Source organism: Clostridium sp., assembly GCF_051650885.1.
GTDB lineage: Bacteria > Bacillota > Clostridia > Clostridiales > Clostridiaceae > Clostridium.
Genome location: NZ_JBOFRG010000336.1, coordinates 1 through 17,997, shown reverse-complemented (window position 1 = coordinate 17,997; position 17,997 = coordinate 1). Strand labels below are relative to the sequence as shown.

Here is a 17,997-nt window from a genome sequence, read left to right as displayed (position 1 = left end):
TAAAAATAATTAAATCCAAGGATGGATATTCTAGTTACTGAATATCCATCCTTGGATATTTTTTGATGATTATTACAGAAAATATTAAAGAATGTAGTAGAAAAGACGAGAATAATAGGGAATAAAGCAACAGGGAGGAAGTAGATGAAGAAATTTAGTAAAGGGATAATGATAATGCTTATTTATATAATGGTATTTTCATTATTACCAAAAGTAACAATTACAGCACAAGCAAAAGAAAAACAGAGTAGGAAAATAGAATATGGGTATATATGGGAATCGAGTCAGTATGAGGATAATTTTATATTGAGATATTGGGGAAGAGGTTCTAGTTATGTAATTAATAATGGCGATGGTTTAAGTAATCAGGGTGGAGAACTGAGTGGATATTTTAATAATAAGCATAAAAGATACAAAACAGATCATGTAAGTATATATGATTTAGCAAAGCATGAAAGAACACTTTTATATGACAAGCTACAGGCACTAGAAGATAAAATAAAAGAAGAACAGCATTTAGGAAAAGAAGACAGAGTAGATGTATATTTATTAAATGTAACAGATACAGGAGAATTGATATTTGAGTATAGTATCGAGAAAAAATCTGATTTAGATACTCAAGAAGGAATAATATATAAAAATAAAATGATAGAAACAGAACCTGACTTAAGAGATGTAACAGTTATAGATGAGGTAGTTTTTTATTATGAAAATGAAAAAATAAATTACATTGATTTAAAAAGTGGTAAAAAAAATGAATATAAACTAAAAATGGGAGATCATAGTATTAGTGAATTTTCAACAATAAAGGACTATATAGTGATTGAAAGTAGGAATGATAAAGAAAATCAGATTAAAACATTAAAGTTTAATAATGGGAATATAATGGAAGTTGAAACTGTTAAAAGCAGAAATAGCTTAGAATTTGATAAAGATGCTTATATTTGGGAAAAAGAAGGAAATAAATTATATAGATATGAAAGTGGAGGAAAAAAACTTAAAAGAGTTTTAGATGATGAATATTTATCATTTTTTGTATATGATGAAAATAGAATAGCATTAGGGGATTATTATAAAGTAAAATCAAAGTTTATATATCCAGATTTTCATTCAGAGGGATGGGAAAATTTAAATGGAGTTTGGTATTATTATGAAAATGGAATTATACAAACGGGATGGAAATATATAAATGGTAAATATTTCTATTTAAATAATAATGGACAAATGCAAACTGGATGGTTAAATTTAAATGGAAGATGGTATTATTTAAATAATAGTGGAGAAATGCAGACAGGTTGGTTGAATTTAAATGGAAAATGGTACTACTTAAATAATAGTGGAGAAATGCAAACTGGCTGGTTAAATTTAAATGGAAAATGGTACTACTTAAATAATGGAGGAGAAATGCAGACAAGCTGGTTAAATTTAAATGGAAGATGGTACTATTTAAATAATAGTGGAGAAATGCAAACTGGCTGGTTAAATTTAAATGGAAAATGGTACTATTTGAATGATGGTGGATTGATGCAAACAGGTTGGTTAAATTTAAATGGGAAATGGTATTACTTAAATAATGGAGGAGAAATGCAGAAGGGCTGGCAATGGATAGATGATGCATATTATTATTTAGGGGCTAGTGGAGAAATGGCAAAAGGATGGAATTATATAGATAATAATTGGTATTATTTATATAACAGTGGAAAAATGGCAACTAATGTAGAAATAGATGGTTGGAAAATTGGATATAGTGGTATAGCTGTAAAAATTGCATAAAAAGAAAGTATAGATGAGGAGTTATAGTTTATTAAATAAATTATGACTCTTTTTTTAGCTAAAATTCAAAAGTAAAACAATGATATAGAAAATAATTCATTAAGAATTGTTGAAAAAGAGAGGGGAATAGCAGAAGCGTATTTGAGAGAAAAATATAAAAAATAAGTTGTATAGAATATAAATGATATGGTATAATTTTACTGTTCAAAATATGAACAAAAAAATAACGAGGTGTTAATAAATGGTTAAGTTGTTATTTGTAATTAATCAAAAAGGAGATTTAACTCAAAGAGATATAGCGATACAAATGAATATATCTTTGGGAAAAGTTAATGATTTGATTAAGATGGGTGTACAAGATAAATATTTAGTTAAATTAGAAAAAGGATATGAAATAACAGAAGAAGGGTTTGAGTTTTTAAGAAACGAGATGGAAAAACTAAGATTAGAGAAAATAAAATTAAATAATGATGAAGAAAAATATATGGTAGATACGGCCGTTATATTAGCAGCAGGGGAAAATAAAGAATTTGATGTACCAGTAACAAACTTAAAGATTGAAGGTAAATCGATATTAAAGAGAAATATTGACTTACTTAAAGAGGAAGGTATTAAAAAGTTTTATATCATTATCGGATTTAAAGGTGATGAAATAATAGATGAATTTAAAGATGAGTCTGGAGTAACGTTTATAAAAAATGAGAAATTTAAGTGGACAGGTAATATGGAGTCATTAAGTTTAATAAAAGATTATATAAATGAAGATTTTTTGTTGATTGAAGGAGACATACTAATTGAATCAGTAGCATTTAGAGAAATGTTAGTTTCAAATTATAGAGATTGCATTTTAATAACTAATGAGAGTGGATCAGGGGATGAGGGATTTGTTCAGATAAAAGATAATTGCCTTTTCAAACTTGGAAAGGATATTCATCAATTTAATAAAGTTGACGGAGAAATGATTGGAATAAGTAAGGTGTCTAACAAACTTTTCAAGATGATGATAAGTGAATATAGAGAAAATATAAATCCATATTTAAATTATGAATATATGCTTTTAGATGTTTCAAGAAATTATATTGTTAATTGTATAAAAATTGATGATTTAGCTTGGGGGGAAGTGGATAATAGAGAGCAGTATGAGAAGTTAAAAAATTATATTTATCCTAAAATAAGAAGAAAAGAAATTAAGTTTAAAAAAGATTATATAGGTAATTTATTACGTGAATGCTTAGATTTAGATGAATGTATAGTTAGTGATGTAGTACGAATTGGTGGAATGACAAATAAGAATTATAAGGTAAGCTTTAATGATGAAGTTGTAATTTTAAGAATGCCAGGTATAGGTACAGAAAAAATGATAAACAGAAAAAGTGAAATAAGAAATTGTAACCTTATAAAAGATAAAGAGATTGATGCAAAAATTTTATATATAAATGAAGAGACAGGAATTAAAATCGCAAAATGTATAGAGGGAGCTGAAACATTAACTGGAAGAAGTGCAAAAAAGGAAGAAAATATAAAGCTTGTAACGAGTATTCTTAAAAAGTTACACACTTCTAAAGTAGAAATGGAAAATGAATTCAATCCATTTAATGAAATAAAGAAATATGAAGGCATAATATCAGAGATTGAGGGTAGATATTATGAGGGATATGAGAATATAAGAAAAGATGTATTAAAGATAGCAGAGTATATGAGAAAAAATGGACTTAATAAAGTGCCAAGTCATAATGATACTCTTCCAGATAACTTTATAAAAGATAAAAAAGGGAAGATGTATTTAATAGATTGGGAATATAGCGGATTAAATGATAATATGTGGGATGTTGCAGCACATTCTCTAGAAGCTGAATTTAGTGAGAAGGATGATGAATTATTGCTTAACTATTATCTAAATTCAAAAGTAGATGATTTTTCAAGAAATAGATTTTTAATGAATAAGATTCTTCAAGATATATTATGGTCTTTATGGACAATAATAAAAGAGCATGAAGGAGAAAACTTTGGAACATATGGAATAGATAGATACAAAAGAGGATTAGCTAATTTAGAAAAATTAAAAAATATAATATAAATGGGGTATTAAAAATGGAAGCTAATTTATCAAAAAAGAAATTACTAGGAACAAACAAAGGGGTTATAAATGGAATATCATCTGCAGTCTTATGGGGAGCAGACACAGTATTAGTAGGATTGTTAATTGCACAAATAGAAGGACTAAGGTTTGAAAATATAATTATGATAGCACCGTTTATAAGTGCATTTTTGCATGATTTATTATCAAGTATTTGGATGATAGGATATCTAGGGATAAGAAAGCAATTAGGGAATATTAAAAAATGTTTCAAAACTAAAAGTTTAAAATATGTAATTATAGGAGGTGCTTTAGGAGGGCCTATTGGAATGGCAGGATATTTATTATCTATAAAATATTTAGGGCCATCATATACAGCAATACTATCATCACTTTATCCAGCAGTTGGAGCTATAATGGCAAAAATTATTTTGAAAGATAAGATGAATAAATCAGGCTGGATAGGATTAATTTTAAGTATATCAGGAATAGTTCTTTTAGGAGCAACAGAATTAACGGGAATAGAAAGCGGAATAGGAATAGTATTTGTATTACTATGTGTCTTTGGATGGGGAAGTGAAGCTGTGGTATGTGCAATTGGAATGAAAGATGATGAGATAACATCAGAATTAGCATTATTCTTTAGACAATGCACCTCAGCAATAATATATGGATTTTTAATAGTTCCGTTATTTAAAGGAATAGGAGCAAGTTTTGCGGTTGCAGGAAGTAACATAATGATTTTAGTCGCGATAACATCTATATTTGGAACAGCATCATATCTTTGTTATTATGGAGCAATAAGTCAAATTGGACCAACAAAAGCAATGGGACTTAATATAACATATGTGGCTTGGGCAATTCTTTTAGAAACTATATTTATAGGCAGTGCATTATCTATAAAAACAATATTAATAGGAAGTATAGTAATGTTAGGTTCATTTCTTATAGCAAGAGAGTAAAAATGTGTAGAATTAAATTGAAAAAAAGTGGAAAATGTGGTACGTTAAATATGTTCTAAAAATGAACAAAAAGTTAACGAATAAATAAAGGAAGAGTGAGAAAATGAGAGCAATTATATTAGCAGCAGGTATGGGGACAAGGCTTAGACCATTAACTGATAACAAACCAAAAGGATTAGTAGAAGTTATGGGTATGCCTATGGTTGAAAGAGAAATAATCTATTTAAAAGAAAGTGGAATTGACGAGATAATAATAGTAACAGGATATTTAAAAGAGCAATTTGAATATTTGGTAGAGAGGTATAATGTTAAGCTTATTCACAATGAAAAGTATGATATATATAACAATATATATACAATGTATTTGGTAAGAGAATATTTAAGTGATGCATATGTGCTAGAATCAGATATTTATATGGCAAAAAATATATTAGATAAGAATATAGAAAAATCAATGTATTGTGGAGTTGTTGAAAAAAACTTTGAAAATGAATGGATGCTAAGATTTGATGAAAATAAGAAAGTGAAAGAGATAATCATAGGTTCATCTACTGAAGATATTATTTTAAGAGGAGTATCATATTGGAGTAAAAAAGATGGTGAATTATTAAGCAAAAAGATAGATGAAGTTATTCAATATGGTGATTTTCAAGAATTGTATTGGGATAATATAGTAAAAGAAAACTTAGAATTTTTAGATTTACATGTAAAATTGTTAAATGATGGAGATATATTTGAAATTGATAGTATAAATGATTTAGAAAAGGTAAATAGCCTATTAATGGTTTAAGAATAGGTAAGAATATGAAAAAGATAATAATGATAATAGGTATTTGTATAGGTCTTATGGGAATATCTATATATACTTCAAAACCAGAAAAAAAAGAAATAAGTGTCTATACAGCTCAAGATACAAGTGAAATGCAAGAAACACTAAAGGATTTTGAAAAAAAATATCCAGATATAAAGTTAAATATCGTAAGAGGATCTACAGGAAATATAACATCTAAACTACTATTAGAAAAAGGAAATCCACAATGTGATGTAATATGGAATGTACCTGCAAGTAGTTTAATTGATTTAGATAAAGAAGGGGTTTTAGAATCCTATAAACCAAAAGAATTACATCGAATTGATAGAAGATTTTATGATACAAAATCAGAAATGCCTAAATGGGTAGGAACAAGCCTTTGGACAGGGGTTATAACTGTAAATACAGAGGAACTTGAAAAGAAAAATTTACCTATGCCAACAGGATATGAGGATATAACAAAAGATATCTATAAAAAAGAAATTGTTATGCCAGATCCAATAGCATCTGGAACAGGATATCTAATGGTAAATTCGTGGATTCAAAATTGGAATAAGCCATGGGAGTTTATTGATAGCTTAGATAAAAATATTAAATATTATACACCATCAGGAAGTGCACCAACTAAAAGTACAGCTATAGGTGAACAAGCTATAGCATTAAGTTTTGATAAAACTAGTTTAAAAATGGAGAAAGATGTAGAACAATTGAAGACTATTTATCCAAAAGAAGGAGTACCTTGGGAAGTTGAAGCTATAGCACTAGTGAAAAAAAGTAATATGAAAGAAGAGGCAAAAATCTTTTATGAGTGGGCAATGTCAGAAGAAGTTATGAATATATACTTAAAGACAAGAACAATAACAACTGATGGTAATGTTTCGCCAGAGGTGCCAAAAGATTATAAAAATATGCTAAGTGAAAATAATTTATATTGGGCAGCAGAAGAAAAAAAGAATATTTGCGATGAATGGACTAAAAGATATAGTGAGAGGGATTAATTATGGGATATATAAGGATTGAGGGAATTGAAAAATATTTTGGAAAGAATAAAGTTCTTAATAAAATAAATTTAGAAATTAAAAAAGGTGAATTCGTATCACTTTTAGGTCCAAGTGGATGCGGAAAAACGACTCTGTTAAGAATTGTAAGCGGACTTGAAAAAGAAAATATAGGGAAAATTTTTGTTGATGGAAAGAATATTTCAGGTCTTTCACCTTCAAAAAGAAATATAGGAATTGTTTTTCAAAACTATGTTCTATTTCCGAACATGACTGTATTTGAAAACATTGCATATGGACTAGTTAATAGAAAAATTCCTAAAAATGAAATTGAAGAAAAGGTAAAAGAAATTTTAATAAAGGTTGATTTATTGCATATTAAAGATAAATATCCTAAACAACTATCAGGGGGACAACAACAAAGAGTTGCATTAGCTAGAGCTGTTATTTTGGAGCCGAATATTCTACTTTTAGATGAGCCTTTAAGTGCATTAGATGCAAAGGTCCGAGAAAGTTTAAGACGTGAAATTAAAAAGCTTCAAAAAGAACTTGGTGTTACAACTATTATGGTTACACATGATCAAGAAGAAGCTTTAACAATGTCAGATAAAATTGTAGTAATGAACAATGCAAATATAATGCAGGTTGGATGTCCTGAAGAAATTTATAAAAATCCATCAAATGAATTTGTAGCAGATTTTATTGGGAAAATTAATGTGATAGATGAAGGGGTAGAAAAAAGAACATTTAGACCTGAGGATGTATTTATTTCTAATAAAGAAAAAGAAGATTATAAAAAATGTGTAATTAAAGAAATGGAATATAGAGGACCATTTTATAGGTTGATTGTAGAAACAGATGCGAAGGCAGAGATAGCTGTAGATGTACTGTCTTCTGCTAAAGAAGAAATGGATTTGAAAAATAATAGTGAAATCTTCTGTAAGATTGGTTAGGAGATTTTATGTTAGAAAGAATAGATAAATCAAAAGAAAGTAGAAGAGTTTTAATTTATAGTTTAATAATATTTTTTGTAGTAGTGTTAGTATTTCCTATAGTAACTATGTTTTCAAAAGCTTTTTATTTAGATGGAAAGTTTGTTGGAATAAATAATTTTATTGAATATTTTAAAACTCCAGCCCTTAGTCAATCCATAAGCAATAGTATTTGGGTATCTACAGTTGTAGCAATTATTTGTGTAGTTGTAGCATTTGTATTTGCATATGGAATAGAAAGAAGCAATATAAAGTTTAAAAATTGGGTTCATTTTATAGCAATGATGCCATTATTAATTCCAACAATGACACATGCAATAGCGTTAATATATTTGCTTGGAGAAAATGGACTATTAACAACAGGATTTTTTGGAAATATTCCATGGATGGCATTTAGTTTTCCCTTATATGGGAAATGGGGGATTGTTATAGCAGAATGTCTTTATGTATTCCCGGCTATATATATGATGTTTGCAATAGCATTTAAAATGTGTGATTTTAGATTATATGAAGCCGCTGAAATGTTTGGAACAAGTAAATTTAGAGTATTTAAAACAATAACATTACCAAGTGTTAAGTACACTATAATAAGTGGATTCTTTTCAGCATTTACAATGGTATTTTCAGATTTTGGAATACCAAAGGTGCTAGGTGGAAATTATAATTTATTATCAACAGATATATATAAGCAAGTTATAGGACAATCTAATATAACAATAGGTGCAACTGTAGGTATATTACTTGTATTACCATCAGTAATATCATTTATAGTTGATAGAAAGTATAGTAAAGATGTAAATTCTATGGATTCAAATGCAAAAGAATTTAGGGTAGATGAAGATAGAAAAAGAGATGTACTTTGTGGAAGTATAATATATTTAATTACTGGATTTATTATTTTAATATTTTTAGCAATTGGACTTGCAGCTTTTACAGAGCAATGGCCATATAAACTTAACTTTACATTTAAATGGTTTACCATGAATTCAGTAGGAATATCTCCAATTACAATGTTTTTAAATACTGTATTTGTATCAGGAATTTCAGCAGTACTTGGAACAATTTTAGTTATACTTGCAGCATATGTAACACAAAGAGGTGTGGGCTTTGAAAAGCTAAGAAAATTTATAGATTGGTTTTCAATGCTACCACTTGCGGTGCCAGGACTTGTAATAGGATTATCATATCTTTTATTTTTTAATGATGCTAGCAATCCATTAAAATTTATATATGGAACGTTTATAATAATGATATTTGCAAATATCATTCATTTCTTTAGTATGCCATATATAACAATAAAAAGTAGCATGAAAAAAATTGATAGTGAATATGAAAATGTAGCAGAAACTATGGGAATACCTTGGTACAATGTTTTTGATAATGTAATATTAGAGCTTATAAAACCAGCAATAATTGAAAGTTTTATATATTATTTTGTAAACTCAATGATGACAATATCAGCTTTAGTATTTTTATATACAACAAAAACAAAAATATGGGCAGTAGAAATGGTATCAGCATATGATGAAGGTCTAATAGCACAAACAGCTGCCATAGCTATAATGATATTTATAACAAATCTTATAGTTAAATATACTGTTATTTTCTATAGTAATAAAGTAAAAAGGGACAAAGATATGAGAAAAATTGAATTAAATAAAGTTCTTCAGGTAATAAATGAAAAAGAAGACTTATCACAAAGAAAAATATCAAAGCTAGCAGAAATATCTTTAGGAAAAACAAACTCTATAATAAAAGAATGTATAGAAAGAAAGTTAGTAACTAAGAAAGAAAAGGGACGTTCTTATAAATATGAAATAACAGATAAAGGGTTTGAGCTATTAAGAGAAAGCCTTGGAGTTATAAAGGAAGAAAAAATAAGAATAACAAAACTTTCTAATGAAAAAACTAAAAAAGCAGTAATATTAGCAGCAGGGAATAAAAAGGATTTTGATATTCCAGTAGCAGCACTAAAGGTTGGAGAAAAAACAATTATAGAGCAGTCAATAGAAAATTTATTGAGTTGTGGAATTGAAGAAATTAGTGTGGTAGTTGGATATGGAAAAGATAGCATCATTAATTTAGTACAAAAATATAGGGGAATAGAGATAATAGAAAGTAGAACTTATGAAGGTACAGGAAGTATGGACTCATTAGCACTTCTAAATACAAAGATAGAAGAAGACTTTATTTTAGTAGAAGGAGATTTAGTCTATGATAAAGCATTGATAGAAAAAATTCAAAAAATTCAAACAAGAGATTGTATAATAACAACAGAGTTAACGGATTCAGGAGATGAAGGATATGTTCAAATAAAAGATGGATATTTATTTAAAATGGGAAAAGATATTCATCAATTTAATCGAGTAGATGGCGAATTTATAGGAGTAAGTAAGGTATCAACAAAATTATTTGAATTAATAATAAGAGAATATAAGGAAAACATGAATCCATTATTAAATTATGAGTATATATTATTAGATGTTGCAAGAGACTTTAAAGTTCCAGTATGTAAAATAGAAGGAATAGAGTGGGGAGAAGTAGATAATAAACAACAATATGATATTTTGGTAACAAAAAAATTAAATAAGAAAAAATAATGATAAAAGTATCGGTGAAAAATGAAGACCTTAAAAAAGAGGAAGGTTTAATTAGAATCGATACTTTTTTGAAATATAATTGATAAATAGATAAAAAAAGATAGAAAAAGTTGAAAAAGAATAGGATTACATAGAAATAAAATGGAAAATTAATAAAAAAATGTAAACAAATTTAAGAAAATATTAATATTATATTAATTTTATGTTAATATATATAAGGTAAATGAATGACGAGGGTGGGTTTTAGAGAATGAATGAAGAAAATATAAATATTAGTGAGATTTTTGATGTCTTAAAAAAGCAGTATAAGATTATTTTAATATCTGTTGCTATCTGTGTAGGACTAGCAGGGATATTTAGCTTTTTTATAATTAAGCCAAAGTATGAAGCTAAGGTTAAGCTTTTTATTGGTAAAGAAGAAAGTAAAGATAATACAGGATATAACAGTAGTGAAATTCAAATGTATCAAAAATTGTTAACTACATATGCTGAAATTATTAAGACAGAAGATTTAATAAGTAAAGCAGCTAAAAAAAGTAACATAGATTTAACAGAAAAGATGGATGCTAAAGGTATCTTAGCTAATCTCCTTGTTACACCAAGAAATGATACTCAAATTTTAGAAATTTCTTATAAGGATACTGATAAAGCGAGAGCTGTTAGTGTTGTAAAAGCAGTAACAAAAGAATTTATAAATACATCAAAGGATTTAATAAAGAATGGAAATGTAAAAATTATAGAAGAAGCTAAATTCCCAGAAAAGCCTGTAAGTCCAAACAAGAAAATGAACATGCTTATAGCATTAGTTTTAGGAGTTATGGTTGGAGTTGGAATAGTTCTTTTAAGAGAATTCTTAGATAATACATTTAAAAGCAAAGAAGACTTAGAAAAAGTTTTAGATATACCTGTACTTGGGGCTATACCTGAATATGATATGGATGAAATAAAAAACCATTATCATGAGAGTAAGCCTACGGTTACAAGAACAGAAAGAAAAAAAATAAAAGAGAAAACTGTATAAGGGGGAAGAGAATATGTTTATAGTAGATAAAAGTCCAAAGTCTATACCAGCGGAAAGCTATAGAACTTTAAGAACAAATATTAAATATTCATCCTTTGATGAAGATGTAAAAAGAATTTTAGTTACAAGCTCAGAGCCAGGAGAAGGAAAAAGTACAACATCAGGAAATATAGCTCTTTCCTTTGCACAGGAAGAAAAGAAAGTTGTAATTGTAGACTGTGATTTAAGAAAACCAACAGTTCATAAGAAATTTGGAGTTTCAAATATGAAAGGTTTAAGTGAGGCAATTATAAATAAAACAGTTAAAAGAGAAGATTTAGCCAAATACACGAAAAGTTATAACAACAACTTAGATATTATAACAGCAGGAAAAATACCACCAAATCCATCAGAAATGCTAAGTTCAAGAGCAATGACAGATCTTTTAGAGCTTTTAGATAAAGAATATGATTATGTGATTTTAGATAGTCCACCGCTACATGCAGTAACAGATGCACAGATACTTTCAACAAAGGTAAGTGGTGTGGTACTTGTAGTAAGAGCTGGAAAAACAAAAAAAGAAAGTGTAATAGCAGCAAAAGTTACATTAGAGAAGGTAAATGCAAAGATAATAGGAACTGTTTTAAATGGGCTAGAGCAAAGTAAAGATAAATATTATTACTATTATGGATAAAGGGAGAATATAGATGATAGATATACATTCACATATACTTCCTAAAATAGATGATGGCTCGAAAAGTATAGAAGAAACATTTGAAATGCTAAATATTGCAATAAATAAAGAAACAACAGATATTGTAGCAACACCACATTATTGTATAGGCTATGGCGAAGAAAAGTTTAATAATGTAAGAAGCATGGCTAGGGAGCTACAAAAGCTAGTAAAAGAAAAAGATCTAGATATAAACATTCATTATGGACAAGAAGTTTACTATAGTACAAGACTTTTAGAAGACTTAGAAGAAGAAAATATAGGAACTATAAACGATGGAAGATATATGTTAATAGAGCTTAACATGAAAGAACTTACAGATGAAGAAGAAATCTATGAAACCATTTATGAGCTTAAGATAAAGGGAATAATTCCTGTAATTGCACATCCAGAAAGATATAAATACCTTCAAGAAAGCAAAAGAAAAATAAATAGATTTATAGAAGAAGGATGTCTTTTTCAATTAAATGCTGGAAGTATAGAAGGAAGACATGGAACAGAAGCAAAAAAATGTGCTGAAGTACTATTAAAAAACAAAGTATACAGTTTTATAGGATCAGATACACATGATGTAAAAAATAGAAAACCAGGAATAAAAAAAGCAATAGATATAGCAAAAGAAATAGATGAAGAGATAGAAGATGTATTTGAAGAGAATGGAACAAAGCTTTTAGAAAATAAAAAGGTAGAGTTTCATGGAAGTCTTATAGAGCATAAGAGAAGAAAGAAAAAGAAGGGGATTTTTTCTTTTTTTAAGAGATAGAGAGGATTTAATGGTACTAGGGGGAATTTAATGTGGAAGAATTTAATATTGAGATAGAAAATGAAGTGGTTAATACTAAAAGAGAAAAAAAAATAGATTTTATAAACATAACAATATATGACAGAATAAAAAGAATATTAGATTTGATATTCTGTTTAATATTATTAGTAGTTGCATTACCAATATTAGGAGGCGCTTGTATTTTAGTATATTTACAGGATTTTAAAAATCCAATATATGTCCAAAAAAGAGTGGGGTTAAATAATCAAGAATTTAAAATGTACAAAGTTAGGTCAATGGTTATAGATGCTGAAAAAAATGGAGCACAGTGGGCAAAAGCAAATGATACTAGAGTAACATGGGTAGGGAAAATAATTAGAAAAACAAGAATCGATGAATTACCACAATTAGTAAATGTAATAAAAGGGGAAATGAGTCTAATAGGACCAAGACCTGAAAGAGAGGTGTTTTATCAAGAGTTTGAAAAAACGATTCCACAATTTAGAGATAGGTTAAAGATAAAGCCGGGGATAACAGGATATGCACAAGTAAATGGTGGATATGATGTTACACCAAAAGAAAAGCTAGATATGGATTTATACTACGTAGAAAATAGAAGTGTAAAGACAGATGTTGCCATAGTTGCAAAAACCATATATACAGTAATTTCAGGGGATGGGGCAAGATAAATGAAAAGAGAATTTATAAGAGGTAAAATTTCAGTTATTACACCAAGTTATAACGCTGAAAGATTTATAGAAGAAACAATAAAATCTGTTTTAAATCAAGATTATGAAAATTTAGAAATGATAATTGTAGATGATTGTTCAACAGATTCAACTGAAAAAGTTGTCAGGAGATTTAGTGAGCAAGATAAAAGAGTAAAATTCATTAAATTAGAAAAAAATTCAGGTGCAGCAGTTACAAGAAATAAAGCGTTAGAAATTGCAGATGGACAGCATGTAGCGTTTTTAGATAGTGATGATATTTGGAAAAAAAATAAATTAAGAAAGCAACTTGATTTTATGAGGGAAAAAAATATAGGTTTTTCATTTACAGGATATGAATTAATTAATGAAGACGGAAAGAAGCTAGATAAATTAATAAAAGTACCTGAAGAAATAACATATAAAAAGCTATTAAAAAATACTATTATAGGATGTTTAACGGTAGTAATTGATAGAGAAAAAATAGGGGACTTTAGAATGCCATTAGTTAGAGCAGGACAAGATACAGCTACGTGGTTAAGTATTCTTAGGCAAGGCCATATAGCCTATGGGTTAGATGAAAATTTATCAGAATATAGGATAGTAACTGGATCAATTTCAAGTAATAAGATAAAAGCACTTAAGAGAACTTGGAATACTTATAGGAACTTAGAAAAATTACACTTAATTAAGTGCATATATTATTTTATATGTTATGTAAATAATGCAATTTTAAAAAGATTTATAAAAAAAAGAGAGAGGTAGAAAGTATGTTATGTGGATTAATAATGGCTGGAGGAAAAGGTACGAGATTTTGGCCGCTTTCGACTGAAGAAAAACCAAAGCAATTTTTAAATCTTGTAGGTAAGAAAACGATGATACAAATGACTGTAGATAGAATACTACCTATAATTCCAATAGAAAGAATTTTTATATCTACTGGAGAAATGTATAAGGATTTAGTAAAAGAGCAACTTCCAAATCTTCCAGAAAGAAATATAATAGTTGAACCAGAAGGAAGAAATACAGCGCCGTGTATTGCATTGTCTGCCCTTGTAATAGAAAGGTATTATAAGGATTCAGTAATAGCAGTACTACCATCAGACCATTTAATAAATGATGAAGAAGAGTTTAGAAAAATAGTGAGTACTGGATTTAAGTATTTAGAAAAAAATGATAAAAATACTATAACACTAGGAATGACTCCAACAAGAGCAGAAACTGGATATGGATATATAAAATGTGGAAGTGAATATGAAATAATTGAAGAGAAGAATATCATAAAGGTTCAAAAATTTGTAGAAAAACCAAATGAAGAAAAGGCACAGGAATATTTAGAGAATGGTTCTTATCTTTGGAATGGTGGAATGTTTATGTGGAAAAATAAATATATAGTAGATGAAATAAAAAAATATATTCCAAATACTTATGAAGCATTAAAAGGAATAGAAGAAGTTGATGAAGAAAAACTTCAAGAGCTTATAAATACACAGTATAAAGATACTAATGCTATATCAATAGATTATGCAATACTAGAAAAATCAGAGAATATAAAAGTTATTCAAAGTAATATTGGTTGGGATGATATAGGAACATGGAAAGCAGTAGAAAGATATAAAGAAAAAGATGAATTCAACAACATATTAAGTTTTAATTCAAAAGCAATAAAAAGTAATAGTAATATGGTGATTAACTATGAAAAAAAAGTTGTTATGGTTGGTGTTGATAATATAATGACGATAGAGACAGATGATGTATTATTTATAGTTCACAAGGATTATATGGAAAATTTAAGAGAAATACAAAAAGTCTTATAGGTAGATAATTTTTATTAATGGAGTTGAGAGTAGAATGAATAGAGGCATTATTTTTGTTGATCCAATGTCATATAACAATTTGCAAATATATGATGATAATTTGCTAGAAAATATAAATGAAAAGAAAAAAATTTTTTTAAATAATTTATATGAAGGAAAATTAGAAGAAAAGGAAGAAATAGAGAAAATATTTAACTATAGCAATAAAACGTTTATTAGTAAAAATATTAGTTATATAAAATCTATTAGATATATGAAGAGGTATATAAAAAAATATAAGGATGAGTATTCAGTTATTCATTTTCAATGGTTTAAAAATCCGTATGTAGATTATCAATTTTTACAATACATAAAAAAATTCACAAAATTAAAGATTGTATACACAGCACATAATGTGTTACCACATGATACAAGAGATAAGTATAAGAAGATTTATTCTAAAATATATCGAATTGTAGATAAAGTAATTGTGCATACTGAAAGAACTAAAAAAGAAATAATGCAAAAATTCAATTTGGAAAAAAATAAAATTGAAATAATTAGACATGGAATGTTAGAAGAAGAATATGTAAAAAGAAGAAATGAAATTAAGAAAAGCAATAAAATTAGATTGGTATTTATAGGTCATATCAGAGAAAACAAGGGAATAGATATTTTAGCAGAGGCATGGAATGAAGAGTTAGATAAAAAATATGAGTTAATAGTAGCAGGGAATTATGCTAAAAAAATAAAAAAAGTAGAGAGGTTAAAAAATTTTGAGAATGTAAAGTTGGATTTTAGATTTTTATCAGATGAAGAATTTCAAGACTATATGGAATTAGCAGATATTTTAATTTTACCATATAAAGAAATTTCTCAGAGTGGTGTGATGATGAGTTCATTGAGTATGAATAAGCCAATTGTAGTTACGGATGTAGGTGGGTTAACTGATTTTTTTGAGTATGGTAAAGTGGGATGGATAATAGAAAAAAATACAAAAGAGAATATTCAAAAAATATTAAATCAGATAAATAAAGAAGAAATTTGTGAAATAAAGGAAAATTGTAAGTTGTGGGAGCATATAAGAAAAGAATATAATTGGAAGGAAATTGGAATGAAAACACAAGAGTTATATAGAAATTTGTGATTAAAACAGAAATAAAATAAGTAAGGAGGATAAAGAGAATGGAACAAGAGAAGATATTAGTAAGCATAATAGTACCGATATATAATGTCGAATCTTATTTACAAAAGTGTATTGAGAGCATTATAGAGTATAAAGAAAGAAATATAGAAATATTATTAGTAAATGATGGATCTACAGATAGAAGTAAAGAAATTTGTGAGACGTATGAGAGATTAGATACAAGAATAAAATTAATAAATAAGGTAAATGGTGGATTATCGGATGCTAGAAATTTTGGGATTATTAATGCCTGTGGTGAGTATTTAATGTTTTTAGATAGTGATGATTTTGTAGATGATATGATATTAAAAACTGTTATTGATCATATAAAAGAGTCAAAGGTAGACGTAATTATGAGCCCATATAAAGAAATTGTAAATGATGAGTTTATAAAGATAAATGGAGAGAATAGCTTACTAGAAAATTGTAGTGAGTGTGTGGTAACAGATGAAATATTAAAAAAAATTTTTGAGAAAACAACTAGTTTATGGCCAGCATGGAGGTATATAGTAAAAAAAAATTTTTTAGAGGAAAATAAAATACTTTTTAAGAAAGGTTTCTTACATGAGGATATAGATTTTACGACAAAGATATTATTGAAAATGAAAAGTTTTAAATATGTCAATATAGCGTGGTATTGTTATAGAGTCAATAGAGATGGTTCAATTATGAATAATAGGGGAATTAGATCTCTTATGGATATTATGAATATTATTATTGATTTAAAAAGGGAGATGGAGAACGAGATGGGTGTTAACAAAGTGATTAGCGAGTTAGTTTTAAGACGGCTAAGCAAAACTTTTTATACAACAATTAGACTTTTTAAGTTAGCATCTAGAAAAGAAAAAAAAGAGATAATTGCAAAGTTGCAAAAAAATAAATATATATTAGATAAGTCGAATAAATTAAAACATAGAATAGTGTTTAATTTAGGAAATATTATTGGAATTGAAAGAATGATAAAAATAATTAATAAAATAGGATAATTTAAAATGAATAATGATAGAATAATTAAAATAAATAAAATCTCTTTATATACAATGATAATAATGATATTCTACTTTAAGCCATATTATGTTACATATAATGATATAGAAATTTTAAATAATATATATATATATGGACTAAGAGTGATTTTTATAGGTTCAATGATTATGTATATAAAAAATAAAAATATATCTAAATTTGTAGTAGCAATAAGTTTTTATTATTTCGTAAGACTATTCACAACAATAATAAATAAAGGTGACATAGGGAATGTAGTCTCAGAAATATATGTATTGTATGGATTTATATTTAGTAGTGAATTGTTAATTAAAAGAAATTTAAGAGGTTTTTTATTAGGATTTAAAAATATTTTAGGAACATTATTTTTAATAAATTTAATTGAAATATTGAAAAGTCCATATGGATATGGAACTATATATGAAAAAATATATTTTCAGAGACCAGGGAATCAATTAATATCATTTTGTATAATTTGCATAGTAATAACAGTTATATATTCACGGAAATATAAAAATAAAAAATGTGATATAAGTGGTTTATTAACAATAATTGGATCAATATATATGTCAATAAATATCAGATCTTCATCTG

Annotated in this window: 16 protein-coding genes; all 16 read left to right on the top strand. The window is 27.2% G+C overall.

The features are described from left to right. The first annotated feature begins 144 nt into the window (after positions 1 to 144). Positions 145 to 1,773 (top strand): hypothetical protein, encoded by a 1,629-nt coding sequence (locus tag ACRC28_RS16890; RefSeq protein ID WP_438544616.1) that lies wholly within the window; start codon positions 145 to 147, stop codon positions 1,771 to 1,773. Between the two features lie 241 nt (positions 1,774 to 2,014). Further along, the gene (locus ACRC28_RS16885; RefSeq protein ID WP_438544615.1) at positions 2,015 to 3,850 is read left to right on the top strand and encodes a phosphotransferase; all 1,836 of its coding nucleotides are present in this window, start codon (positions 2,015 to 2,017) and stop codon (positions 3,848 to 3,850) included. 14 nt (positions 3,851 to 3,864) lie between these two features. Further along, positions 3,865 to 4,812 (top strand): DMT family transporter, encoded by a 948-nt coding sequence (locus tag ACRC28_RS16880; RefSeq protein ID WP_438544614.1) that lies wholly within the window; start codon positions 3,865 to 3,867, stop codon positions 4,810 to 4,812. Between the two features lie 103 nt (positions 4,813 to 4,915). Next, on the top strand, positions 4,916 to 5,602 hold the full coding sequence (locus tag ACRC28_RS16875) for a sugar phosphate nucleotidyltransferase (RefSeq protein ID WP_438544613.1): 687 nt from the start codon (positions 4,916 to 4,918) through the stop codon (positions 5,600 to 5,602). Positions 5,603 to 5,616: 14 nt separating this feature from the next. Beyond that, entirely contained in the window at positions 5,617 to 6,621 is a 1,005-nt protein-coding gene (locus ACRC28_RS16870; protein ID WP_438544612.1) for an extracellular solute-binding protein, read from the top strand. 2 nt (positions 6,622 to 6,623) lie between these two features. Continuing rightward, a complete protein-coding gene (locus ACRC28_RS16865) occupies positions 6,624 to 7,574 on the top strand; it encodes an ABC transporter ATP-binding protein (RefSeq protein ID WP_438544611.1) in 951 nt (316 codons plus the stop codon). A gap of 8 nt (positions 7,575 to 7,582) precedes the next feature. Then, positions 7,583 to 10,213 (top strand): ABC transporter permease subunit, encoded by a 2,631-nt coding sequence (locus ACRC28_RS16860; protein ID WP_438544610.1) that lies wholly within the window; start codon positions 7,583 to 7,585, stop codon positions 10,211 to 10,213. A gap of 250 nt (positions 10,214 to 10,463) precedes the next feature. Beyond that, entirely contained in the window at positions 10,464 to 11,234 is a 771-nt protein-coding gene (locus tag ACRC28_RS16855) for a YveK family protein (protein WP_438544609.1), read from the top strand. A 13-nt stretch (positions 11,235 to 11,247) separates the two neighbouring features. Continuing rightward, a complete protein-coding gene (locus tag ACRC28_RS16850; RefSeq protein ID WP_438544608.1) occupies positions 11,248 to 11,907 on the top strand; it encodes a CpsD/CapB family tyrosine-protein kinase in 660 nt (219 codons plus the stop codon). Between the two features lie 13 nt (positions 11,908 to 11,920). Then, positions 11,921 to 12,709, top strand: coding sequence for a tyrosine-protein phosphatase (locus ACRC28_RS16845; protein ID WP_438544607.1), 789 nt, complete (start codon positions 11,921 to 11,923; stop codon positions 12,707 to 12,709). Between the two features lie 32 nt (positions 12,710 to 12,741). Then, the gene (locus ACRC28_RS16840) at positions 12,742 to 13,398 is read left to right on the top strand and encodes a sugar transferase (RefSeq protein WP_438544606.1); all 657 of its coding nucleotides are present in this window, start codon (positions 12,742 to 12,744) and stop codon (positions 13,396 to 13,398) included. Continuing rightward, positions 13,399 to 14,181, top strand: a complete 783-nt coding sequence (locus ACRC28_RS16835; protein WP_438544605.1) for a glycosyltransferase family 2 protein — start codon at positions 13,399 to 13,401, stop codon at positions 14,179 to 14,181. A gap of 5 nt (positions 14,182 to 14,186) precedes the next feature. Continuing rightward, positions 14,187 to 15,233 (top strand): mannose-1-phosphate guanylyltransferase, encoded by a 1,047-nt coding sequence (locus tag ACRC28_RS16830; protein WP_438544604.1) that lies wholly within the window; start codon positions 14,187 to 14,189, stop codon positions 15,231 to 15,233. 34 nt (positions 15,234 to 15,267) lie between these two features. Beyond that, entirely contained in the window at positions 15,268 to 16,359 is a 1,092-nt protein-coding gene (locus ACRC28_RS16825; RefSeq protein WP_438544603.1) for a glycosyltransferase family 4 protein, read from the top strand. Positions 16,360 to 16,397: 38 nt separating this feature from the next. Then, on the top strand, positions 16,398 to 17,384 hold the full coding sequence (locus ACRC28_RS16820; protein ID WP_438544602.1) for a glycosyltransferase family 2 protein: 987 nt from the start codon (positions 16,398 to 16,400) through the stop codon (positions 17,382 to 17,384). A gap of 6 nt (positions 17,385 to 17,390) precedes the next feature. Beyond that, positions 17,391 to 17,997 (top strand): hypothetical protein (locus tag ACRC28_RS16815; protein WP_438544601.1); only part of this gene is annotated, 607 nt, incomplete at its 3' end.